Genomic DNA, 22,001 nt, shown 5'->3' on the forward strand with positions numbered 1-22,001 from the left:
ATTATGACTAGATTACATTAATTATAAATCTAAAATAAAAGTTGTTTAGAATTAATGGAAATCGTTGATTTTATTTTTTTACCTATTTAGAAAGCGCTTTAATATAAATCTAGGTCATTTGATAGTTTTATTAATCAACTAAAAAAGGGGGACTGTATTTGTTATGAGTACACAACATAGCAAAACAGATGTCATCTTAATCGGTGGCGGTATCATGAGTGCAACGTTAGGAACATTATTGAAAGAATTATCACCTGATAAAGAAATTAAAATATTTGAAAAGTTGAATCAACCCGGTGAAGAAAGTTCAAATGTTTGGAATAATGCTGGTACAGGGCATTCAGCATTATGTGAGTTGAATTATACTAAAGAAGGTAAAGATGGATCTGTAGATATTACTAAAGCGATTAAAATCAACGAGCAGTTTCAAATTTCTAAACAGTTTTGGGCTTATTTAGTTAGAACAGGACAATTAGAAAATCCAGAAAACTTTATTAAAACAGTACCTCATATGAGCTTCGTTAAAGGTGCGAATAATGTTGATTTCTTAAAAAGACGTGTTGAAAGTCTTCAAAAGAATGTTTTATTTAGTAAAATGGAAATTTCTGAAGATAAAAATAAAATTGCTGAATGGGTACCTCTCATGATGGAAGGTAGAACAGACAAAGAACCAATTGCTATCACTTATGATGAAACTGGTACAGATGTTAACTTTGGAGCTCTAACTAAAAAGTTATTTAGTAATTTACAACAAAAAAATGTAGATATTAATTATAAACATGAAGTTTTAGATGTAACTAAACAAAATGATGGAACTTGGTTAGTTGAGGTTAAAAACTTAGCTAATAATCAAGTTACAACTTATGAAACTGATTTCGTATTTATTGGTGCTGGAGGTGCAAGCCTACCATTACTACAAAAAACTGGAATTAAAGAATCTAAACATATCGGTGGCTTCCCAGTTAGTGGCTTATTCTTAAGATGTAAAAATCCGGATGTTATTAAACGTCATCATGCAAAAGTTTATGGTAAAGCTGAGGTGGGTGCGCCACCTATGTCAGTACCGCATTTAGATACACGATTTGTAAATGGTGAACGTTCATTACTATTTGGACCATTTGCAGGTTTCTCACCAAAATTCTTAAAAACTGGATCATATTTAGATTTAATTAAATCAGTGAAACCTAATAATATCGTTACGATGTTAACTGCAGGTGTTAAAGAATTTGACTTAACAAAATATTTAGTATCACAATTAATGCTTTCTAATGAGGAAAGAATAGATGACTTACGTGTATTCTTACCAAATGCTAAAGATGAAGATTGGGAAGTTATTACTGCAGGACAACGTGTTCAAGTGATTAAAGATACTAAAGATTCAAAAGGTAATTTACAATTTGGTACTGAAGTAATTACATCAGAAGACGGTACGTTAGCTGCTTTACTTGGTGCATCACCAGGTGCATCTACTGCTGTAGATATTATGTTCGATGTACTTCAAAAATGTTATAAAGATGACTTTGACAGTTGGGAATCTGCTATAAAAGAAATGGTTCCTTCATTCGGATTAAAATTAACTGAACATGAAGATGTTTATCATGCTGTTAATAAAGAAATAGTTAAATATTTGAAAGTTAAATAAATAGTAAAGAGGCTGGGACATAAATCCAAAATAATAGCACTAAGGTGATTTATGTTAATAATCTTAGTACTTTCTTTATGCCAATACTTCGTATTGTATGGCTACGCTATGCCCAACTTGCTTTGCTTGTAGAAACTGATTTAATCAGTTTCTCTGTGTTGGGTCCCTTCCTATGGTACAGTTTCAGCCAGAAATACTACACAGATAAATTTGTGAGAATTTCTAAGGTCTTCAACTAGTACTGTTCCCTCAGGAGTCTTGCCATAAATACTACGTATTTATATGTGATTTCATATTAAAAAATTAAAGAAGTAATAAAAAGGTAATTTCTATTAAAATAAAATAGAAATTACCTTTTTTCATTTGTCCAAGAACTTTATGTCCCAGATCCTTGTTTATTTGGAATGCGAGTTTTTAAGTTGTTGGTTTATTTTTAAAATTTCTTTCTTAGTTTTTATATAGCTAACAAACCAAATAATAATATAAATAATGATAAAGGTGAATGTGAAGAAAACTAAACTATCATATTTTAATGGGAACCATCCGGCTAAAATAGCTAGTATGGTAAAAGGGAAATAGCTACAAATAAAATGGACAATAGTAGCTTTTGTAATACCCCAATCAGTTGCACTAAATATCAAATTATTAATAGAGAATAATAAACCTATTAGCATCCAAATGAGGATAGATAAAAGCATGATGATTGGTTCTGTTAAATGTTGGTAATAAATTTTGCCTATTGTAGATACTGGTGATAATGGATGATAATTCCCCTCAGCATAAAGATAACTAAATATAATAGACAAACTTAATCCAATCATTAAACTAATGAATAGAGATTTATAAATATTTTTCATAATGATAATCTCTCCTTTATAGATTTTAAATATCTTCTAGAGGAGTATGTAAAATCATTATCTAAGTTATTTAAATAAATGCGAATCAATCCATTAGGTTCTAATTGAAGTTTTATAATTGCATCGCGATTTACGATTTCAGACTTGGATATACGAATAAATGATGTTGGCAAATGTTGCTCTAATTCATAAAGTCTATATTTGATGTAATAGATTTCGCCTTTTGTAATAGCTATAACTTGTTTATTAAAAGTACGAAATGTAGTGATATTTTCTATTTTCAAATTATAAATATCTTCTTCTTGTCTTCCATTGATTTCAGTTAATTTTTCAATATTTTGGACGGCTTCAATGATGTGATTAATATCATTATCCATACTAGGGGAATGAATCTCTACAAAACGCTCTTTTTCTTTAGGACTGATAAATAACTTTAATTGCACAATGTTAACCTCCTCTATACATCATATTTAATCATGAATTAAGTATATATACCTCTAAATTGAGATATGTGGTAGCTATATAAAGATATGCGGTTAAAATATAATCATATTAACCGCATATCGTATATTATAGGCTATTTAAGTGTTAGGTAATTGAATCGTAAATGTAGTTCCTTCATGTTGAGTGCTTGAGACGTAAATTTTACCGTGATGAAGTTTAATAATTGATTCTGTAATTGCCAAACCTAAGCCATTACTATTGTTATCATGGCTAAGTTTATAAAAGCGTTCAAACATTCGTGATTGTTGTGTTTCGGTTATAACATCACCATGATTAGTAACTTGAATTAAAATATGTTGTGATGTTTGCCTTAATGCAATGTTAATAACTGAATCGTGATAAGCATACTTAATGGCGTTGATAATAAGATTATTTATAGCTTGGTGTAATAGTCTTTCATTTCCAAGGAAATAAATAGATTCCAAGTTAGACATTATCATTAATGACTTATTATCTAGTGCGAAATGTTCATGTCGAATAATGTCTTTGATCAATATATTAAGTTGTATATTGTCTGAAAATGTAAGATGTTGTGCATTATCAAGTTCCGATAATAATAACAATTCTCTTGTTAAATCACTAAGTTGAGTTGTAATTTGATTGATTTCTTCTATTTTATTTTGTCGTTTATTTTCATTATCGGTTTGTTCTAAATCCACTAATAATTGTTTAATATGAGTTAGGGGCGTTTTGATCTCGTGAGAAACATTCTGTACAAAGTGTTGTCGCATTTCATCAACTTGCTTTAAAGATTGTCTCATTGTGTCAAAACGATATTGTAATGTGCCGATTTCGTCTTTTCGTGTTTGTTTAATCGGCGTGTTAAAATCTCCATTCATTAATCTTTCTGTACCACGTTTCAATTGTTTTACAGGTCTTACTATAGAATAGGTAGAAGCTATAACTAACGAGATTGAAATTATCAACAATAATGCTAATAGCACTGCTAAAAATATTCTGAATTCGCTAAATGTTTCCTCTATATCAGGACGCATAAATACTGCAATAGCTTGATGATTATTTTTAAATTGAAGACCTACAGTATTATCAGTTTCATTATCAAAGAAACCCGTTATAAAAAGTTTAAAAGGCTTCTCTTTTATCCCATGATAAGTATCGCCGTGTAAAACCTTTTGGATATCATGTTTGGGTAAGCTATCCTTTCTAAAAGGAGCGCCATAAAAGTGTTTGTTACCATGTTGATCAACAGTCATAATTTGATAATTCATATCTCCCAAGTGTTTAAAATATGTATTAATATGTTCAAATGATTGTTTATCTTCAAATTCCTTAGCTTCTTTTAATGTCTTCATAATTTTCGCATCATTAGAGGGTTTTAGATTAAAATGATAATAAATGTTTGTGAAAATAAAACTGATAAACGCACTAAATAAAATGACGACGATTGTATATACAGCAATTCGAATATATAAAGATTTAAACATTTACTTCCACCTTATATCCTTGTCCACGAACTGTTTTAATTGTGACATTAGAATGTAATTGAGCTAAACGTTGTCGTAAACGCTTAATATGGACATCAACTGTTCTTTCATCACCTTCATAATCAAACCCCCATATTTTTTCAATAAGATGCTCTCTTGTAAGTATTTGCTTCTTATTAGTGGCTAATAGAAAAAGAAGTTGAAATTCCTTATTCGGTAACATCATCGTTTTATCGTTTACTATAACTTCCATATACGCTTGTTGGAGTGTTAAATCACCTATTACTAATTGTTCTTCTGCATGTATATCATATCTACGTAAAACAGCTTTAATACGAAATATGAGTTCTTTGACTTCAAATGGCTTCGTTAAGTAGTCATCCGTACCACTTAGAAATGCTCGTTCTTTATCACTTAGTGCATCTCTTGCAGTCAACATAATGACAGGTAACTCAAAATCTTCTTTGATAATTTGACATAATTCAAACCCGTCCATACCTTCCATCATAATATCGACAATAGCAATATCTATTTGATTACGATTTAAACATTCAAGTGCATCTTTAGCATTCATTTGAGTATAAGTTTGAAAGTGTTCTTTTTCTAAATGTGTCGAGACATAATTTAATATTTTTAAATCATCATCGACGATAAGACAGCGATTCATATACACACTCCTATCTTTTTTACTTAATTATACTATGAGCAAAATTTATAAAACAATGTATGAAATTGTTCATATTCAGTTCATAAAAAGTAATTAATATACAACTAGTGAAAATATCGAATAGGAGTGAATATGAATGAAATTAGCATGGAATGAAATAAAATTTTATAAGCTAAGATATATATTGATTATGCTAATTATTGTCTTATTAAGTATGATGGTGTTATTTATTAGTGGTTTAGCACAAGGGCTTGGCAGAGAAAATGTTTCATTATTTAGTCAGCTTAAATCAAAACATTATATTATCCAAGATATGAAAGCACCTCAAATTGAAAAATCTCAATTAACGAAAAAACAACAATCTAAGGTTGAAAATATCATTAACACTAAACCCTTGAAAATGAAACAACAAACTTTAAATGTTAAAGGAGAAAATAATGAAGATGTATTAGCAATCGATTCTTCATTACAACATAAGTTTAAGTTGTCAAAGGGCCATTATCCGAAAAACGATAATCAAATTGTTGTGAATGAAAAATTAACAGGAAAGGGGATAAATATTGGAGATAAAGTCCAATTTAAAAATCAAGAGAAAGCGTATAAAGTAACAGGATTTCTTAAAGATGCGATGTATTCACATAGTTCAATCGTAATGATGAATCAACAAGGATTCAGTGATATTAAAGGACAGTATGCTACATTTTATCCATTCAATAAACTATCGAAGCATGAACAACAACAGCTAAAGGATATTACAGGTATCCAAGTTACAGATGAAAATGAATTAAAAGATAATATTGCTAGTTATAAAGCTGAACAAGCACCACTAAACATGATGATAGTGAGTTTACTCGTTATTTCTGCTATTGTTCTTAGTGCCTTCTTTTATGTCATGACAATCCAAAAAGTATCAGAAATAGGTATTTTAAAAGCGATTGGTATAAAGACAAGACACTTGCTTAAATCCTTAACCTCACAAATTTTAATGATTACATTATTATCAGTTTTAATATCAGTCGCTATGATTATAAGTGTTTCGTTCATAATACCAGTAACAATGCCATTTCATTTAGCCTACGCTAATTACATTTTAGTTATTGTCATTTTCATTCTCGTAGCATGCATAGGCTCATTACTATCATTTATTAAAGTCGTTAAAATCGATCCATTAGATGCTATTGGAGGTGGAGAATAGTGACATTGCAAGTTAAACAATTAATTAAAACGTTTGGAGAAGGTAGTACTAAGACAGAAGTATTAAAGGGTATCGATTTAACAATAGAGCCTGGTGAATTTGTAATTCTTTCAGGTGCATCAGGTTCGGGTAAATCAACATTGTTATCTATATTAGGAGGTCTACTTTCTCCTACTGATGGGGATATAAACTATGAACAACAACCTTTATTTTCATCGTCTAAACAAAATAGTGAACGTCGATTATCAGAGATAGGCTTTATCTTCCAATCTTCTCACTTAGTACCTTATTTAAGCGTCATTGATCAATTGATAATTGTAGGACGTGAAGCAGGAATGTCTAAAAAAATAGCATATCGTCGTGCAGAAAAATTATTAAGTGATATAGGATTGTATGAAAGAATGAATGCTTACCCCCATATGTTATCAGGTGGTGAAAAACAAAGAGTAGCTATTATGAGAGCGCTAATGAATAATCCTAAAGTATTATTAGCTGATGAACCCACAGCAAGTTTAGATGCTAAAAGAGCATTATCTGTTGTAAAAATGATTAAAAAAGAAATTTCAAACAATCAAATGTGTGGGATTATGGTGACACATGATCAGCGATTGTTTGAATATGCAGATAAAGTTATTTACTTAGAAGATGGACTAATTAAAAATTAATATAAAAATAGAGGCAGTAATACATTCGTATAGAATGTACACTGTCTCTTTTATTTAATCCATAAAATGATAATACTTAACCAAAAGGTTAGTGCAAAGTATATGGTTAGTAAAAGACGATACTGGTACATTACACCTAAAAAGTCTCTGATTAACGCAATATGGAAAAAATGGTATGGTGTATGACTGCCAATACCATAGGCATGAATATCATGATTTTTAGCCAATTTAAGTGCTCTTAAAATATGAAATTGACTAGTTACACATAGTATTTTGGGTTTAATATTGAAATGTTTTCTAATTATTTCTTTCGAATATATAAAGTTAGTATTTGTATTTGTTGATTGTTGTTCCAATAATATATGTTCTTTTGGGACACCGCGATGAATTAAATAGCGTTGCATAGCTAAAGCTTCAGTAATAGGTTCATCTGGACCTTGACCACCAGAAACTAAAATCATAGGAGAATTATGGAACTGTCGGTAAATATCATATGCTCGATCTAAACGCTCTTTAAGCATAGGTGTAACTTCTTCAGTAAAAATACCTGCCCCTAAAATAATGATTAAATCGATTGGTTTTTGAAAATGAGTTGAACCATATGCAGAAGACCAAAAGACATAACAAAAGAAAGCGAATAAAGTAGACAAACCAATGAAACTAAGCCATAGTGTAATGCCATTCAATATTGGAATAGGACAAGTACTAATGTAGAAACAAGCAATTATAAATAGGATTAACCGAACTCCACTTAAAGTCATTTGCTTAATAAAACGACGCCCTTGTTTATTACGAAAGATAGAGGCATGCTTTAATATGATATACATAAATATCATTATTATTATTGCTATTAGTTCATAAGGTATTGAATAACTAATCAGATGGTAAATTAGAGTTATAAAACCTAATATAATAGTAGAAATAAATCCAGTTATACTTAAAGTTATAAATTGGTTGAAAAATAAAGAAAACAATATTATTAAAATTAATAAAGTGAAAAGCAATGGAATCATGAAAGGGCCACCTCTATCTTATATGTATATATAAATGTAGTTGATAAGAGTTAAATAAGCAACTTAAAAGATATTGAGTTAAAACTGTTTTTAAGGTTTCATTTTATAATTTTTCTTGATATCATTTATAAGATGAAAAATAAATATTTTATATAAATCTACGCGTATTTGAGGAGATACATATGACTAGACAATTAGAAGATCATATTGCATTTTTATAAACATTTATCAATAATGTAAATACTTTAACGGCTAAATTATTGAAAGATTTGCAAAATGAATATGGCATTTCTTTAGAACAATCTAATGTGTTAACGATGCTTAGTAACGAATCTATGACTATTAGTCAAATTACGGAGAAGCAAGGCGTTAATAAAGCGGCAGTGAGTAGAAGAATTAGTAAATTGCTAGATGCAGGTTTAGTTATTTTAGAAAAACCTAACGCTAATATAGATCAAAGACTCAAATTTATTATGTTATCTGATAACGGAAAATCATATATAAAAGAGCGTAAAGCTTTGATTAATAGTATTGCTCATGATTTTACAAATGATTTTTCTGCGGAAGATTTAGAACAAGTAAGACATGTTTTAGATATTATTAATCATAGAATGACGAATTATAGTTCTAAACTATCTTAAAAATTATTAAATAAAGACTATACACAATAGAAGAATTAGGAATATAATTTGTATATACATTGGACATAAGACTAAATACGTATGTTACTGTTATTCATTTAGTCATATAATGAAAATATCTGTAAAAATAAAGATTTATAAATTTTAAATATTAAAAAATGATGCATAAGTAATTAAACCCCTTGATATAAATATAGTGATATAACTATTTATAAATGGTAGTAAGTTTGGAAAGTGAATAGAGGTGATACGATGAAACAGTGCCCTCAGTGTGGCGTCTCTGTTGAAAATGATGAGCACACTTGTCATAATTGCGGCCAGTCATTAAAAAAAGAAATAAATCAGAAAAGTAGTAAAAATAACAATATTAAACGAAAAGATAGAACTAACAAATCAACTAATCAATCATCGAATATTAAAATCAGAAAAGTTGTGCCAGTGGCAATTATATTTTTTATTATCATACTATTAGTTATTTTATTTTTCCTTCTAAGAAATTATAATTCACCCAATGCTCAAGCTAAAATTTTAGTGAATGCAATTGATAACGACGATAATCAAAAGGTAGCAACCTTACTTGGTACGAAAGACAAAAAGGTCGATCCTGATGAAGCGGCTGCGTACATCAAATATATTAAAAAAGAAGTGGGCATGAAGCATTTCGTTAGAGATGTTAGAAATACGGTTGATAAATTAAACAAAAGCGATTCAAGTGTTGCATCGTATATCCAAACTAAAGATGGGCAAGATATTTTACGTGTAAGTAAAAACGGAAGACGATATTTTATTTTTGATAATATGAGTTTTAATGCACCTACAAAACAACCTATCGTTAAACCTAAAGTGGATACTAAATATGAATTTAAATCAGGTGGTAAACGTAAAACAGTCATTGCAGATGCAAATAAAACAACACCATTAGGTTATTTTATTCCTGGTAATTATCACATAGACGCAACTAAAGAAACAAAAAATGGCGTATTCACAGGTACACTTGATTTTAATTTCAAGAATAGTAATAGTGAAACTGTAGATGTTAACGAAAACTTTGAAGAAGCGCATTTAAATATCAAATTAAAAGGTGCAACGAAACTGACAAGTAAATCGAAAAAAGTAATCATTAATGATCGTACAATGTCATATTCAAATTCTAAAGAATTCGGTCCTTATCCTAAAAATAAAGATATAACAATTTCAGCTCAAGGTAAGGCGAAAGGTAAAACATTTGAATCTGAAACTAAGACAATTAAAGCGTCTAACTTAAAAGATAATACGTCAGTTACTTTAGATTTTGATAGTGATGAAATAAGTAAATATGTGACTAAAAAAGAAAAAGAAGAAAATAGTTTGAAGAACAAACTCACACAATTCTTTAGTGGTTATTCTATGGCTTTAACTTCAGCCAAAAATCAAAGTAACTTTGATTTAATATCAAGTTATTTTAAAAAGAATTCTTCAATGTATGACAAAATGAAAAATAGTATTAGTAATCAACAACTTGTATCATTACAATCACCACAAGTATTGAGTGCTAGCAAAAGTGGAGATAAAATATTAACAACTGTACAACATATCGATGAAAATGGTCAGTATGTTAATAATGAGTATGAGTTAGAGCAAGCTTCTAGTGGGAATGACTTTAACTTAATTAAAGAAACAGATTAGAGAAATAGACGTAGTACAATGAAGTTCATTTACATTTATGGACATTGTCCTACGTCTCATTTTTTTAATTATCAAAATCTCATATGTTAAATATTTCTATATCATATAATATTAGAACTTTTATTATTAAAAATAAAAACAAGGTGGTTTCAAAAAATGAATAGTAAAGAACGAGCAAAATCACAATCTCTTATATTTGTAATCATCTTAGGAGCACTTACTGCAATAGGCGCATTATCTATAGATATGTTTTTACCTGGGTTGCCAGATATACAAAATGACTTTCATACAACAACTTCAAATGCTCAATTAACATTATCTCTATTTATGATTGGTTTAGCATTAGGTAATTTATTTGCTGGACCAATATCAGATTCTATTGGTAGAAGGAAACCGTTATGGATATCAATGCTTATTTATACTATTGCAAGTTTAGGTATTGTCTTCGTTACGAATATACAAGTGATGATAGCTTTGCGTTTTATACAAGGAATTACTGGTGGGGCAGCATCTGTTATTTCGAGAGCGATTGCTAGTGATATGTATAAAGGTAAAGAATTAACTAAATTTTTATCTTTACTAATGTTAGTTAATGGTGTTGCACCAGTTATAGCGCCTGCTATTGGTGGCGTTATACTAAGCTTTGCGGTATGGAGAATGGTATTTATTATTTTAACTGTATTTGGTGTATTAATGGTTATTGGTACATTAACGAAGGTGCCAGAGTCTTTACAAGAAGATGAAAAAGATAGTAATGGTATTAGAGAAATGTTTAAAAACTTTAAGCATTTATTATTTACACCTAAGTTTGTACTACCGATGGCAATTCAAGGTTTTTCTTTTATTATGTTATTTACCTATATTTCAGCTTCTCCATTTATAGTTCAAAAAATCTATCACATGTCAGCTTTACAATTCAGTATTATGTTTGCCGGTATAGGTATTACATTAATTATTTCAAGTCAGTTAGTAGGCTTTCTTGTAGACTATGTGGATAGACAACGCTTATTAAAAATAGTGACCTTTATTCAAATATTTGGTGTAGTTTTAGTTATCTTTACTTTGTTAAATCATATGAGTTTTTGGATTTTAGTGATTGGATTTATTATATTAGTTTCTCCTGTAACAGCAGTGGCAAGTTTAGGTTTTTCAATTGCTATAGATGAAAGTACACGAGGTAGAGGTAGTGCATCTAGTTTATTAGGATTAGTACAATTCCTATTAGGTGGCGTAATGTCTTCATTGGTTAATGTTATGGGCGAGCATAATGTAATGCCCTATGTAACGATTATTAGTTCAACGGCTATTATTTTAATTATATTACAATTACTTAATTCAAAAATACATCGTAACAATTAAACAACCAAAGTGATTAATACAATCACTTTGGTTGTTTTTCATCATTTACCAAATATAATTATCGCTGTAGTTTAACTGTGTTTGCTAGTAAATTTTCAGCAATTTCTTCTGGTGATTCTTGGCAGCCATTACGTAGCCAATAAAATATAACACCCACTTCACCACCAATTGAGTAAGTGATAAATAAAGACTTATTACGAATTGAATTTGGATAATCATTAATAACATGTTCATATGTTTTTTTTGTAGCTTGAAAATAATCAAACGCTAATCCTTTATTTGGATAAGTAATGAAAATAGCACGATAAAACGATTCTTTTCGTTTTATATATTTAGCTACAATTAAGAAAAATTTATATAATTTGCTTGTATCTACTCTTACACTTTCAAAATTATTATATAAAGCTGTAAGTAATTTAGTATATTTAGAGAGATGATAGTTTTGGATTTTTTCTAGTAAATCATATTTATCTTTATAATTATCATAAAAAGTAGATCTATTAACACCACTATAAGCACATATCATTTTAATAGTAATATCTTCAAAGGGGTACTCATCTAATAGATCAATCATACTTTGTATAATTTTATATTTTGCTTTTCTTTTCATTAGTATTCACCTTTGTTCATTTAACCGACACATTTTTTTAAAGTGTCGGTGTTTTTTTTATATCTATGTAACTATAATAGATAAAGTGAATTTTAAAAGCAAATAGGAGGAAGTATATATGAAGAAAATGGTATTAATTAATATCATTACTATCATAGTATTAATTGTTATTGGAGTATTAGGCTTTTACTTCTGGAACAATGCAACAAGCTATGTTAGTACTGATAACGCCAAAATAGACGGCGATCAAATGAAAATAGCAAGCCCAACTGCAGGTGAAATCAAATCATTTGATGCAAAACAAGGTGACAAACTTAAAAAAGGTGACAAAGTAGCTGAAGTAGTTGGACAAGGTCAAGATGGTCAATCTAAAAAAATGAGCATCAAAATGCCTAAAGATGGCACAATCGTAAAAACAGATGGTATGGAAGGTTCAATGGCTCAAGCTGGGAACCCAATCGCTTATGCGTATAATTTAGATGATTTATATGTTACTGCCAACGTTGATGAAAAAGATGTTGCTGATATTGAAAAAGGAAATGACGTAGATATTGATATCGACGGTCAAAAAGCAACTGTAAGTGGTAAAGTAGAACAAATTGGTGATGCTACAGCAAATAGCTTCTCATTAATGCCTTCATCAAATAGTGATGGTAATTACACTAAAGTATCACAAGTTGTACCAGTTAAAATTTCTCTAGATTCTGAACCATCTAAAAATGTTGTTCCAGGTATGAACGCTGAAGTCAAAATTCATAAAAATTAAGGGGGTCATTAAATGACAGCGACCTTCATTATTGTTTATATTATAATCGCGCTCATACTTCTTGGTTTGATTAATTTCTTTATTTCTAAAAGTAAGAAAAAGTCTAAAAACCAAAAAGTGGAACAACGCTCAACAAAAGGTTCTGAGAGTCAATCATATCAATCTAAATTTAAAGCAAGTGATTTAGACAAACAATCTGAGTCACGTACAACATCTCCTAATGATTTTGGTTCAACTTCAAATCATATAGAAGACGATAAAAGAAAACATCATTTCGAATCAATGAATGAATCTGAAAATGACAACAACAATGCACATGACCAAGAGAAACTACGTCGTTCAGACGATTCTTCTCGTAACAATATTGATAGAGAAGAAACAGAAGATGTAGACGAAGAAGTGCATAATCCAATTAACCCTGACTCAGAAGAGGGCAGAGTTAATGAAAAAATCAAGAAACAACATAGTGATTTTATCTTTGGTAATGGTATCACTAGAGGTAAAATTTTAGCAGCAATGTTATTTGGGATGTTTATTGCTATTTTAAACCAAACTCTATTAAACGTTGCGCTACCTAAAATTAATACTGAATTTAATATCTCTGCATCAACTGGACAATGGTTAATGACAGGATTTATGTTAGTAAATGGTATTTTAATACCGATAAGTGCTTTTCTATTCAATAAATATTCTTATAGAAAGTTATTTCTTATAGGTCTTGTACTATTTACTATAGGATCATTGATTTGTGCTATTTCAATGAATTTCCCTATTATGATGGTAGGACGTGTATTACAAGCTATTGGTGCTGGTATTTTAATGCCTTTAGGTTCTAACGTTATTGTTACAATCTTCCCACCAGAAAAACGTGGTACGGCAATGGGTATTATGGGTGTGGCTATGATATTAGCTCCAGCTATTGGCCCAACGTTATCAGGTTATATTGTTCAAAATTATCATTGGAATATAATGTTCTATGGTATGTTCTTTATAGGATTAGTAGCTATCATAGTAGGTTATTTCTGGTTTAGACTTTATCAAAGAACCACAAACCCTAAAGCCGATGTACCAGGAATTATTTACAGTACTATTGGTTTCGGTGCTTTATTATACGGTTTCTCTGAAGCTGGTAATAAAGGTTGGGGTTCAACTGAAATCGTTACGATGTTTGTGATTGGTGTTATATTCATTATCTTATTCGTTATTAGAGAATTAAGAATGAAAGCACCAATGTTAAACTTAACAGTATTGAAATACCCAACATATACTTTAACAACAGTTATTAATATGATTGTTATGATGAGTTTATATGGTGGTATGATTTTATTACCTATTTACTTACAGAATTTACGTGGATTCTCTGCGTTAGATTCAGGCCTATTAATGCTTCCGGGTGCATTAGTAATGGGTGTACTTGGTCCTGTTGCAGGTAAGTTATTAGATACTATTGGTATTAAACCATTAGCTATTTTTGGTATTGCTATAATGACTTATGCAACTTGGGAATTAACTAAGTTAAATATGGACACACCATATTTCTCAATCATGGGTATTTATGTGTTGCGTTCATTTGGTATGGCATTTATTATGATGCCTATCATGACTGCAGGCTTGAACGCTTTACCAGGTCGATTAATTTCTCATGGTAATGCATTTGTAAATACTATGAGACAATTAGCAGGTTCTATTGGTACTGCGATTCTTGTTACAGTAATGACAACACAAACAACTAATCATGTTGCCGCATTTGGCACAGAATTAGATAAAACAAATCCAGTTGTTCAAGATCATATGCGTGAATTGGCTCAACAATATGGTGGAGAACAAGGTGCAATGAAAGTATTATTACAATTTATAAATAAATTGGCTTCTGTTGAAGGTATAAACGATGCATTCGTTATTGCAACTATGATAAGTTTATTAGCACTTATTTTAAGTTTCTTCTTACAAAGTAAGAAGAAAGCTGATGCATCAGCTGCAAAATCAAGAGCAGAAGATTAATTGTTGATAGACATTAAATAAAGTTTAATTAAAAAAATTGTGTTGTGGGGGCATGATTTTTAAGGGATCGGTATCAATTTTGATATCGATCCCTTTTTTTAGTGGCTCTTACGAATGAAATGAGTTAGAGCCACTTATGGGAGTAGAACAGAAATGTAAAGTACTACTCCTAATTTTATTAGGTTAGTAGTACTTACATCTTAGTTTTGACTAAGATGTTCTTTATCGTCGTTCCACCCCGGCAAGGATGGCTAGACTTGAAGGAAGTATGAAATACGCACGTTCAAGACAGACATCTACTGCCAATATATGAACGAAGTTCAGAATGGTTTAAGGCGAACCGAAAAGAACGAATGAAATGAGTTAGAGCCACTAAAGAATAAATAAAACACAAAAAGCGTGTTGAAAGACATCTTTATCAAGATCATCTTTCGACACGCTTTTAATTATTAAAAGATATATTATTTAATACGGATTTTTCTGTTTCTAAAGAATAGACTAATAATTAGTAATCCAATGCTACAAGCTAATAAAATAAGCGCGTTGTGAATAGCATCGGCTTCTACCACTACCTGATCTGGTGAGACAGTTAAGTAATATTGTTTAAGTGAATCAGAAATTTTCTCAGCTAATGTATGAATAATATAGCTAAAGTACATTGTTATCACTAGCATAATGGCAAGAAACAACATATTTACAACCTTTAAAGCACTACGATTAAAAATAATTGTTAAAATCGATAAAATTAAACTAAGAATACATAATGCGAAAAAGGCGTAAAAGACAATCAATAATCGGTCAATTGATTGTTGTAATTGATCAATATTACCTAAATTGATATTAATATTTCCAATTTGTGTAACAGTATCTTGGAAATTTTTAAGTTGATGAAAATCAATAGTTTGTTTGGCAAATACAATATTGAATATGGGTTGTTTATACATGCTATAACCTGTAATTGCAGTCAACACAAGCACAATTAATTGAATAATCATGCTTACCCATGAACGCTTTTTCTTGCCATATTGTTTACCTCGATGCAAACCTTGCGTTTGAAATGCATCGTCAAAGTTTTCCAATCTGCTTTGTTGATTAGACATGCAGGTGCCTCCCTTGAAATAGTCATATCTTTCTTTATCATTTCTAGTCTGATTTTGTTATAATAATGATTATTCAAAGACAGTAAAAAATTAGACAATTTATAAAATGAAATTCATGACTAAATTAAAATATACTTTAAATTATATCCCTTTTTATGTTGCGAATGTAGGTTTTTAATCAAATTGTTTTTTAATTTTAAAAATTGATAAGAGGTAGGTTTAGTTATTTATGAAGAATCGTTTAATGAACAGAGTAGTAAACAAATATATTCTACACAATCGTTCAATATTTTTCGATAATGATGAAGCAGTGGATAAATTTTTCGAAAAAAGACAAATTGAAAATGAGAAAAAACATAAGCAACCATCTACACTGAATGTGAAAGCCAATCTAGATAAACTTATGCTAGGAGATATGCAAGTTTTTAGATTTAATTTTAGACATGAATCCAAAAGAAAAATTTTGTATATTCATGGTGGATATAATACATTACAACCATCACCATTTCATTGGAGATTCTTAGATAAATTGACATTATCAACGTTACATGAAGTTGTATTTCCTATTTATCCTAAAGCACCTGATTATCATATCAATGATACACAAAAAGCTGTTAAAGATGTTTATGATCAATTAGTATCTGAAGTGGGTGCAGAACATATTATTGTCATGGGAGATGGCTCTGGTGGTGGATTAGCATTAAACTTAGTGCAAAGCTTGATCGAACAAAATGAACAAGTACCACGTCAATTATATTTAATTTCACCATTATTAGATGCGACATTATCAAACAAAGATATAACTGATGACCTATTAGACAAAGATATATTAGTGAGCAGATTTGGTGTGAATGAAATTATGAAACGTTGGGCAGATGAATTGCCACTTACCAATTCACGTGTATCACCAATATATGGCAAGATTGAAGGATTACCACCAGTGTTTATGTTTGGTGGAGGTAGAGAAATTATTAATCCAGATATGCATTTATTTAAGGATACATTGGAATCAGTTGGACAAGATATTGAATTTTATGAATATCCAAGAATGGTTCATGATTTTCCACTTTATCCGATTCGTGAATCACATAAAGTTGTTAAACAAATTACCAAAGCTTTAAATAAATAGCATGTATAAATAAAGAAAAGGGCGTTTAGCAGTTGATATTTAGCTAAACGTCCTTTTTATATTATTCCATAATAGAATTAATATGTTTAATAATAAAGTTTTGTCCTTTTGAAAAATATAAGTCAGCAATTGTGTCCTCAAAATGACTTGGTATGTCGGTTAAATTACTAAATGAAAAGACTTTTTCAATATTATCATTTCGTACACGATTCGCAAGTTGATTATAGTGTTCGAGAAATTGATTGTCATCATCATATTTTTCAAGAAGTTGATTTATTTCATCAATAGCTTGTTTTTGACCTTGAGTGTAACTCATTCGTGTTGCACGTTTAAATAATTTTGAACCTGGACCATTTATCGTTAAAGCTTTTTGTTCGTTTAAGTCACTAAGCGCATATTTAACATCATCGAATAAATCTAATAATTCACTTTGTACTGTATAGCGAATAGAATCGTTCATTATTTATCCTCCTTGTGAGGGATACCAATTCGATGGCCTAATTGGTCTGGCCATTCAATTGTTTGCTGTTGTTGGTCAGCATAGTGTTGCATTTGTTTGTAATAGTCTTCTGGAAAGGCAGCTGAGCGTCGTTGTTTTTGATCAATGCCCATCATCATTACTTCATTTGTAGCTGCAACATTACCATCATTACGGACCATTCTTAAGAAAAAGTGAACACGTTTGTAATCATAATCATAAATATATAACTCAACATCATAATGCTCATTTAATGTTAATTCAGATAAAAATGTAGTGTGTTCTTCAATTGTAAATGTAGTGTATTTATATTGTTCACGTTCTTCTAATGATAAACCATGACTATAATTAAAATCATCAATCACATCACTAAAAATGATATTATAATATGCATCATGCATATGATTATTATGATCGATAAAATCTTCAGTCACCGTTTTACTTACCTTAAATGTTTGAGACATGACAACTACTCCTTTTTTGTGTGCTTGCTAATTATTTTACTAAATTAAATTAAGACATACACGTAATTCAATTCATGATAAAATAATGAAGAACTGCTTAACAGGGGGTAAATGGAGATGACAATGACTGTTCGATACCAAACATCTACCGAACCTTTAAAAAAGGTGAGTCGAATTGAAGATATTCCTAGTGAAGCAACAATTGTTTGGTACGATTTTGAGGACGCAACACCACAAGAAAATGAATTTTTAAGAAATCATTTTAACTTTAATGATTTAGAAATAGATGATGCCATTAATGGTATTCCTCGAGCAAAATATAAATCGTATGATGATTATCAATATTTAGTTCTTCATAGTATATTAGTACGCAATTATTCTGCAATAGCGTTAAATGTATTTTTAGGGGATAAATTATTAGTCACATACCATCATCAAAGTTTTGAATCGCTTAAAAGAGTGGCTAAAGTAAATGAACAACACCATGATCCAGAACTAGATTGTGCAGATATTGTTATTCTTATATTAGATAGTATGGTAGATAAATACTTTAATTTTGTTTACGATATTGAAGATAAGGTATATACATTTGAGGATAGACATGTTGATGATCGCTTTAGTAAAGATGTAATGGACAACGTATTTAAATTACGTTCTGACTTAATTAAAATCAAACGTGTTTTATTTCCAATGCAAGAGTTAGTTGATACGATTAAAACTGAAGGTAATTTAATTAAAGATAATAAGCATTCAATGTATATACAACATATAGATGACCACTTAATTAAACAAAGTAACGTCATTAAGACTTCTCAAGAAATGACGAATGAAATTAGAGAAAACTATGAATCTTATACATCATTTAGAATGAATAATATTATGCAAATTTTAACATTAGTTTCAGTTATATTTTCTCCACTTACCTTTATTGCAGGTATATACGGAATGAACTTTGAATATATGCCTGAACTTAAATGGCATTATAGCTATTTTGTTTGCTTAATTATTATGTTAATCATCACTATTGTGTTAATAATTTTTTTCAAAAAAAAGAAATGGTTTTAAATTGTGCATTTTAAAATAAGAATGAGTTGGAAAGGGCGGTATAGCAATGAGTGATTTTCAAAGAGAACAGAGAAAAAATGAACATGTTGAAATCGCGATGGCACAACAAGATGCTGCATTGTCAGATTTTGACAAAGTAAGGTTTGTACACCATTCAATTCCTAATATAGATGTAGATGATGTTGATTTAACTACGCGTACATCACATTTTGACTTAAAGTATCCTGTTTATATCAATGCAATGACGGGTGGTAGTGAATGGACGAAACAAATTAATGAAAAACTTGCGATTGTTGCAAGAGAAACAGGATTAGCAATGGCGGTTGGTTCAACACATGCTGCTTTACGAAATCCCAAAATGGCGGAGTCATTCACTATTGTAAGAGAAACTAATCCAGATGGTATTATATTCAGTAATGTGGGTGCTGATGTGCCTGTAGATAAAGCCGTAAAAGCCGTTGAATTATTAGATGCGCAAGCATTACAAATACATGTTAATTCACCACAAGAACTAGTTATGCCAGAAGGTAATCGTGAATTTGCCAATTGGATGGAAAATATCGAAGCTATTGTTAAAGCAGTTGATGTTCCAGTGATTGTAAAAGAAGTAGGATTTGGTATGAGTAAAGAAACGTACAAATCACTGCTTAACGTTGGAGTAGCTTATGTTGACGTAAGCGGGCGTGGTGGTACAAACTTTGTTGATATTGAAAATGAGAGACGTTCAAATAAAGATATGGATTATTTATCAAATTGGGGACAATCAACAGTTGAATCTCTATTAGAAAGTACCGATTATCAAGATAAGCTTAATGTCTTTGCAAGTGGTGGTTTACGTACACCATTAGACGCAGTGAAATGCTTAGCATTAGGTGCTAAAGCAGTTGGAATGTCACGACCATTTTTAAATCAAGTTGAACAATCAGGTATTACGCAAACGATTGAATATGTAGAGTCATTTTTAGATCATATGAAGAAAATAATGACTATGTTAGACGCTAAAAATATTGATGAATTAACTCATAAAGATATGATATTTAGCCAAGATTTATTATCGTGGATAGACCAAAGAGGTTTAGATATTCATAGAGGATAATTGGCCTAACTATAGTTGCCAAAATAAATTCAAAATAAAACAGTACACATGAGAAACTGTCAGGACATAAGCAAAAACACTTTATGTCTTAGTTCCATCATGTGTACTGTTTTTTAATTATTGGAAAAATTGTATAAAGCCCATAACAATAATCACGCCTATTAAGTCGATTAAGAATGCACCGACAATAGGAACAACTAAATAAGCTTTTGGTGAGTTACCGTATTTTTTAGTAATGACATCTAAATTAGCCATTGCATTAGGTGTTGCACCTAACCCATGACCAATAAAGCCACCAACCATTACTGCAGCATCATAGTCTTTGCCTAAGCCTCTGAATAAAATGAAGATAGAGAACAAGATCATGAATACAACTTGAACAAGAACTATGATAATTAATGGTAATGCTAATGAGTAGATTTCAGTTAATTGAATACTCATTAACGCGAGAGATAGGAAGATACCTAATGAGATATCACCGATTTCTTCGTTAATTTTTAAATCAACAATGTTAAAGCCAAATGCTTCAGAAATGTTACGTACAAAAACAGCGACGAACATTGAGCCGACATACATTGGTATATTAACATTTGTTAAATCAGTAAACGTATTTCCTATGTATGTACCGAGTGCCATACAGAATACAAGAATTGTAAACTGTATAAAGAAAATTTGTGTTGGTTTATATTTTTCGTGAAGTGCTTGATTATATTCAACTTCACCATAGTTTTTAAATGAATCATCACTATGTTCAGGTTTGAGGTTATAACGTTTGATTAAAAATTTAACTACAGGTCCGCCAATCAAACCGCCAAATACTAAGCCTAATGTTGCGGCAGCAAGAGCAGCAGTTACAGCGGAATCAATGCCCATATCTTGAATTGTTTTACCATAGGCAGCGGCATTACCGTGACCACCCTCCATTGACATAGAACCTGCTGTTAAACCTAATAATGGTTTGATATTTAATACTTTAGCTAAGGAAACACCAATGACGTTTTGACAGAAAGCCATAATACCACAAAACATAAAGTATAATAACATGACTTTTCCACCAACTTTAAATAATTTCAATGATGCTCCTAATCCAATTGTTGTGAAAAAGGCTAACATAAAGAAATTTTGTATAAATGATGAGTCTAATTTAATTTTAACTATATTAAAGGAATCTAAAATCGCAACTAAAATTGCAAAAATTAAGCCACCAATCACTGGTGCTGGAATACAAATTCTTCTTAAAAACGAGACATGGTTTATGATTGTTTGACCAATCAGATATAAAATACATGCTAAACATAATGTGGTAATAGCATCTAATTCTAACATTTTAACTCCCCCTTAGAAGTTACCCCAAAACCTATGTTTAAGTGTTATTCAATTAAAATATGTAAGCGTTATAAAAAGCCACTATACCTAGTATACACGTATAAATCCATTAAATCTAGTTTTAGAATAAATATTATTTATATTTATACATGAAAGTATTAATTTTCAATAGATATTATCAGAAATAATATTAAAATTATTAAAAAAGAATATCCTATGTGGAGGATTTATTATTTAGTACCTTGCAATGTACAGTAGTGAGTGCTATATTATAGATAATCACTACTGTGTAATGTTTAATACCTAAAATGAA

General features: G+C 30.1%; 21 protein-coding genes. 11 read left to right on the plus strand and 10 right to left on the minus strand.

The window, feature by feature from the left end; translation table 11 throughout:
• The first annotated feature begins 163 nt into the window (after positions 1–163).
• Complete coding sequence (gene mqo / locus NSQ15_RS02495) at positions 164–1,642, plus strand: malate dehydrogenase (quinone) (protein WP_340746907.1); 1,479 nt, start codon at positions 164–166, stop codon at positions 1,640–1,642.
• 395 nt (positions 1,643–2,037) lie between these two features.
• Here mqo and NSQ15_RS02500 read toward each other — a convergent pair whose 3' ends face one another.
• The 4 genes from NSQ15_RS02500 to NSQ15_RS02515 all read right to left on the minus strand — a co-directional run bounded on the left by NSQ15_RS02500 (position 2,038) and on the right by NSQ15_RS02515 (position 5,115).
• Positions 2,038–2,499, minus strand: a complete 462-nt coding sequence (locus tag NSQ15_RS02500; RefSeq protein WP_126568256.1) for a DUF3021 domain-containing protein — start codon at positions 2,497–2,499, stop codon at positions 2,038–2,040.
• Positions 2,496–2,945 (minus strand): LytTR family DNA-binding domain-containing protein, encoded by a 450-nt coding sequence (locus NSQ15_RS02505; protein WP_232159957.1) that lies wholly within the window; start codon positions 2,943–2,945, stop codon positions 2,496–2,498. Before NSQ15_RS02505 ends, NSQ15_RS02500 begins: the two co-directional genes overlap by 4 nt.
• A gap of 135 nt (positions 2,946–3,080) precedes the next feature.
• A complete protein-coding gene (locus NSQ15_RS02510; RefSeq protein ID WP_340746908.1) occupies positions 3,081–4,448 on the minus strand; it encodes a sensor histidine kinase in 1,368 nt (455 codons plus the stop codon).
• Positions 4,441–5,115, minus strand: coding sequence for a response regulator transcription factor (locus NSQ15_RS02515; RefSeq protein WP_108000680.1), 675 nt, complete (start codon positions 5,113–5,115; stop codon positions 4,441–4,443). The genes NSQ15_RS02510 and NSQ15_RS02515 overlap by 8 nt, the downstream gene beginning before the upstream one ends.
• Positions 5,116–5,251: 136 nt before the next feature.
• On the opposite strand from NSQ15_RS02515, the gene NSQ15_RS02520 reads away from it, so the two are divergent.
• Positions 5,252–6,310 (plus strand): ABC transporter permease, encoded by a 1,059-nt coding sequence (locus NSQ15_RS02520; RefSeq protein WP_117238786.1) that lies wholly within the window; start codon positions 5,252–5,254, stop codon positions 6,308–6,310.
• A complete protein-coding gene (locus NSQ15_RS02525) occupies positions 6,310–6,975 on the plus strand; it encodes an ABC transporter ATP-binding protein (RefSeq protein WP_017636512.1) in 666 nt (221 codons plus the stop codon). The genes NSQ15_RS02520 and NSQ15_RS02525 overlap by 1 nt, the downstream gene beginning before the upstream one ends.
• Before the next feature lie 50 nt (positions 6,976–7,025).
• On the opposite strand, the gene NSQ15_RS02530 is transcribed toward NSQ15_RS02525, so the two are convergent.
• The gene (locus NSQ15_RS02530; protein WP_117238787.1) at positions 7,026–7,988 is read right to left on the minus strand and encodes a YdcF family protein; all 963 of its coding nucleotides are present in this window, start codon (positions 7,986–7,988) and stop codon (positions 7,026–7,028) included.
• A 227-nt stretch (positions 7,989–8,215) separates the two neighbouring features.
• Between NSQ15_RS02530 and NSQ15_RS02535 the strand changes: the two genes are divergently transcribed.
• The 3 genes from NSQ15_RS02535 (at position 8,216) to NSQ15_RS02545 (ending at position 11,653) form a co-directional block, all read left to right on the plus strand.
• Positions 8,216–8,629: a MarR family winged helix-turn-helix transcriptional regulator gene (locus tag NSQ15_RS02535; RefSeq protein WP_340747183.1), complete on the plus strand. Its 414-nt coding sequence runs from the start codon at positions 8,216–8,218 to the stop codon at positions 8,627–8,629.
• A 252-nt stretch (positions 8,630–8,881) separates the two neighbouring features.
• Positions 8,882–10,294 carry a zinc ribbon domain-containing protein gene (locus NSQ15_RS02540; protein WP_017636510.1) on the plus strand — a complete coding sequence of 471 codons (1,413 nt, stop codon included), beginning with the start codon at positions 8,882–8,884 and terminating at the stop codon, positions 10,292–10,294.
• A 156-nt stretch (positions 10,295–10,450) separates the two neighbouring features.
• Entirely contained in the window at positions 10,451–11,653 is a 1,203-nt protein-coding gene (locus NSQ15_RS02545; RefSeq protein WP_340746909.1) for a multidrug effflux MFS transporter, read from the plus strand.
• Between the two features lie 58 nt (positions 11,654–11,711).
• Here the strand turns inward: NSQ15_RS02545 and NSQ15_RS02550 are convergent, their stop codons facing one another.
• Entirely contained in the window at positions 11,712–12,263 is a 552-nt protein-coding gene (locus tag NSQ15_RS02550; protein WP_029055793.1) for a TetR/AcrR family transcriptional regulator, read from the minus strand.
• A 118-nt stretch (positions 12,264–12,381) separates the two neighbouring features.
• Between NSQ15_RS02550 and NSQ15_RS02555 the strand changes: the two genes are divergently transcribed.
• Positions 12,382–13,029, plus strand: coding sequence for an HlyD family efflux transporter periplasmic adaptor subunit (locus NSQ15_RS02555; RefSeq protein ID WP_017636507.1), 648 nt, complete (start codon positions 12,382–12,384; stop codon positions 13,027–13,029).
• A 12-nt stretch (positions 13,030–13,041) separates the two neighbouring features.
• Positions 13,042–15,030 (plus strand): DHA2 family efflux MFS transporter permease subunit, encoded by a 1,989-nt coding sequence (locus NSQ15_RS02560; protein WP_117238790.1) that lies wholly within the window; start codon positions 13,042–13,044, stop codon positions 15,028–15,030.
• A gap of 461 nt (positions 15,031–15,491) precedes the next feature.
• On the opposite strand, the gene NSQ15_RS02565 is transcribed toward NSQ15_RS02560, so the two are convergent.
• The gene (locus tag NSQ15_RS02565) at positions 15,492–16,130 is read right to left on the minus strand and encodes a hypothetical protein (RefSeq protein ID WP_017636505.1); all 639 of its coding nucleotides are present in this window, start codon (positions 16,128–16,130) and stop codon (positions 15,492–15,494) included.
• A 229-nt stretch (positions 16,131–16,359) separates the two neighbouring features.
• Here NSQ15_RS02565 and NSQ15_RS02570 point away from each other — a divergent pair, with 229 nt between their 5' ends.
• Positions 16,360–17,259, plus strand: a complete 900-nt coding sequence (locus NSQ15_RS02570; RefSeq protein ID WP_017636504.1) for an alpha/beta hydrolase fold domain-containing protein — start codon at positions 16,360–16,362, stop codon at positions 17,257–17,259.
• Positions 17,260–17,320: 61 nt separating this feature from the next.
• Here NSQ15_RS02570 and NSQ15_RS02575 read toward each other — a convergent pair whose 3' ends face one another.
• Both NSQ15_RS02575 and NSQ15_RS02580 read right to left on the minus strand, forming a co-directional pair.
• Positions 17,321–17,719 carry a hypothetical protein gene (locus NSQ15_RS02575; RefSeq protein ID WP_046467101.1) on the minus strand — a complete coding sequence of 133 codons (399 nt, stop codon included), beginning with the start codon at positions 17,717–17,719 and terminating at the stop codon, positions 17,321–17,323.
• On the minus strand, positions 17,719–18,201 hold the full coding sequence (locus tag NSQ15_RS02580; protein ID WP_017636502.1) for a thioesterase family protein: 483 nt from the start codon (positions 18,199–18,201) through the stop codon (positions 17,719–17,721). The genes NSQ15_RS02575 and NSQ15_RS02580 overlap by 1 nt, the downstream gene beginning before the upstream one ends.
• Positions 18,202–18,318: 117 nt before the next feature.
• Here NSQ15_RS02580 and corA point away from each other — a divergent pair, with 117 nt between their 5' ends.
• Both corA and fni read left to right on the plus strand, forming a co-directional pair.
• The gene (corA, locus tag NSQ15_RS02585; RefSeq protein WP_126568236.1) at positions 18,319–19,266 is read left to right on the plus strand and encodes a magnesium/cobalt transporter CorA; all 948 of its coding nucleotides are present in this window, start codon (positions 18,319–18,321) and stop codon (positions 19,264–19,266) included.
• Between the two features lie 46 nt (positions 19,267–19,312).
• Complete coding sequence (fni, locus tag NSQ15_RS02590; protein WP_117238898.1) at positions 19,313–20,362, plus strand: type 2 isopentenyl-diphosphate Delta-isomerase; 1,050 nt, start codon at positions 19,313–19,315, stop codon at positions 20,360–20,362.
• A 117-nt stretch (positions 20,363–20,479) separates the two neighbouring features.
• Here fni and gltS read toward each other — a convergent pair whose 3' ends face one another.
• Positions 20,480–21,688 carry a sodium/glutamate symporter gene (gene gltS, locus NSQ15_RS02595; RefSeq protein WP_017636499.1) on the minus strand — a complete coding sequence of 403 codons (1,209 nt, stop codon included), beginning with the start codon at positions 21,686–21,688 and terminating at the stop codon, positions 20,480–20,482.
• Positions 21,689–22,001: the final 313 nt, after the last annotated feature.

The organism is Staphylococcus sp. FSL W8-0774, assembly GCF_038006785.1.
In the GTDB taxonomy this organism is placed as follows: Bacteria; Bacillota; Bacilli; order Staphylococcales; family Staphylococcaceae; genus Staphylococcus; species Staphylococcus pasteuri.

What these genes read in the sequence shown, in the direction of transcription:
- mqo (WP_340746907.1), top strand. Translation starts at nt 164, where the DNA reads ATGAGTACACAACATAGCAAAACAGATGTCATCTTAATCGGTGGCGGT.
- NSQ15_RS02500 (WP_126568256.1), bottom strand. Translation starts at nt 2,499, where the DNA reads ATGAAAAATATTTATAAATCTCTATTCATTAGTTTAATGATTGGATTA.
- NSQ15_RS02510 (WP_340746908.1), bottom strand. Translation starts at nt 4,448, where the DNA reads ATGTTTAAATCTTTATATATTCGAATTGCTGTATATACAATCGTCGTC.
- NSQ15_RS02515 (WP_108000680.1), bottom strand. Translation starts at nt 5,115, where the DNA reads ATGAATCGCTGTCTTATCGTCGATGATGATTTAAAAATATTAAATTAT.
- NSQ15_RS02520 (WP_117238786.1), top strand. Translation starts at nt 5,252, where the DNA reads ATGAAATTAGCATGGAATGAAATAAAATTTTATAAGCTAAGATATATA.
- NSQ15_RS02530 (WP_117238787.1), bottom strand. Translation starts at nt 7,988, where the DNA reads ATGATTCCATTGCTTTTCACTTTATTAATTTTAATAATATTGTTTTCT.
- NSQ15_RS02540 (WP_017636510.1), top strand. Translation starts at nt 8,882, where the DNA reads ATGAAACAGTGCCCTCAGTGTGGCGTCTCTGTTGAAAATGATGAGCAC.
- NSQ15_RS02545 (WP_340746909.1), top strand. Translation starts at nt 10,451, where the DNA reads ATGAATAGTAAAGAACGAGCAAAATCACAATCTCTTATATTTGTAATC.
- NSQ15_RS02550 (WP_029055793.1), bottom strand. Translation starts at nt 12,263, where the DNA reads ATGAAAAGAAAAGCAAAATATAAAATTATACAAAGTATGATTGATCTA.
- NSQ15_RS02555 (WP_017636507.1), top strand. Translation starts at nt 12,382, where the DNA reads ATGAAGAAAATGGTATTAATTAATATCATTACTATCATAGTATTAATT.
- NSQ15_RS02560 (WP_117238790.1), top strand. Translation starts at nt 13,042, where the DNA reads ATGACAGCGACCTTCATTATTGTTTATATTATAATCGCGCTCATACTT.
- NSQ15_RS02565 (WP_017636505.1), bottom strand. Translation starts at nt 16,130, where the DNA reads ATGTCTAATCAACAAAGCAGATTGGAAAACTTTGACGATGCATTTCAA.
- NSQ15_RS02570 (WP_017636504.1), top strand. Translation starts at nt 16,360, where the DNA reads ATGAAGAATCGTTTAATGAACAGAGTAGTAAACAAATATATTCTACAC.
- NSQ15_RS02575 (WP_046467101.1), bottom strand. Translation starts at nt 17,719, where the DNA reads ATGAACGATTCTATTCGCTATACAGTACAAAGTGAATTATTAGATTTA.
- NSQ15_RS02580 (WP_017636502.1), bottom strand. Translation starts at nt 18,201, where the DNA reads ATGTCTCAAACATTTAAGGTAAGTAAAACGGTGACTGAAGATTTTATC.
- corA (WP_126568236.1), top strand. Translation starts at nt 18,319, where the DNA reads ATGACAATGACTGTTCGATACCAAACATCTACCGAACCTTTAAAAAAG.
- fni (WP_117238898.1), top strand. Translation starts at nt 19,313, where the DNA reads ATGAGTGATTTTCAAAGAGAACAGAGAAAAAATGAACATGTTGAAATC.
- gltS (WP_017636499.1), bottom strand. Translation starts at nt 21,688, where the DNA reads ATGTTAGAATTAGATGCTATTACCACATTATGTTTAGCATGTATTTTA.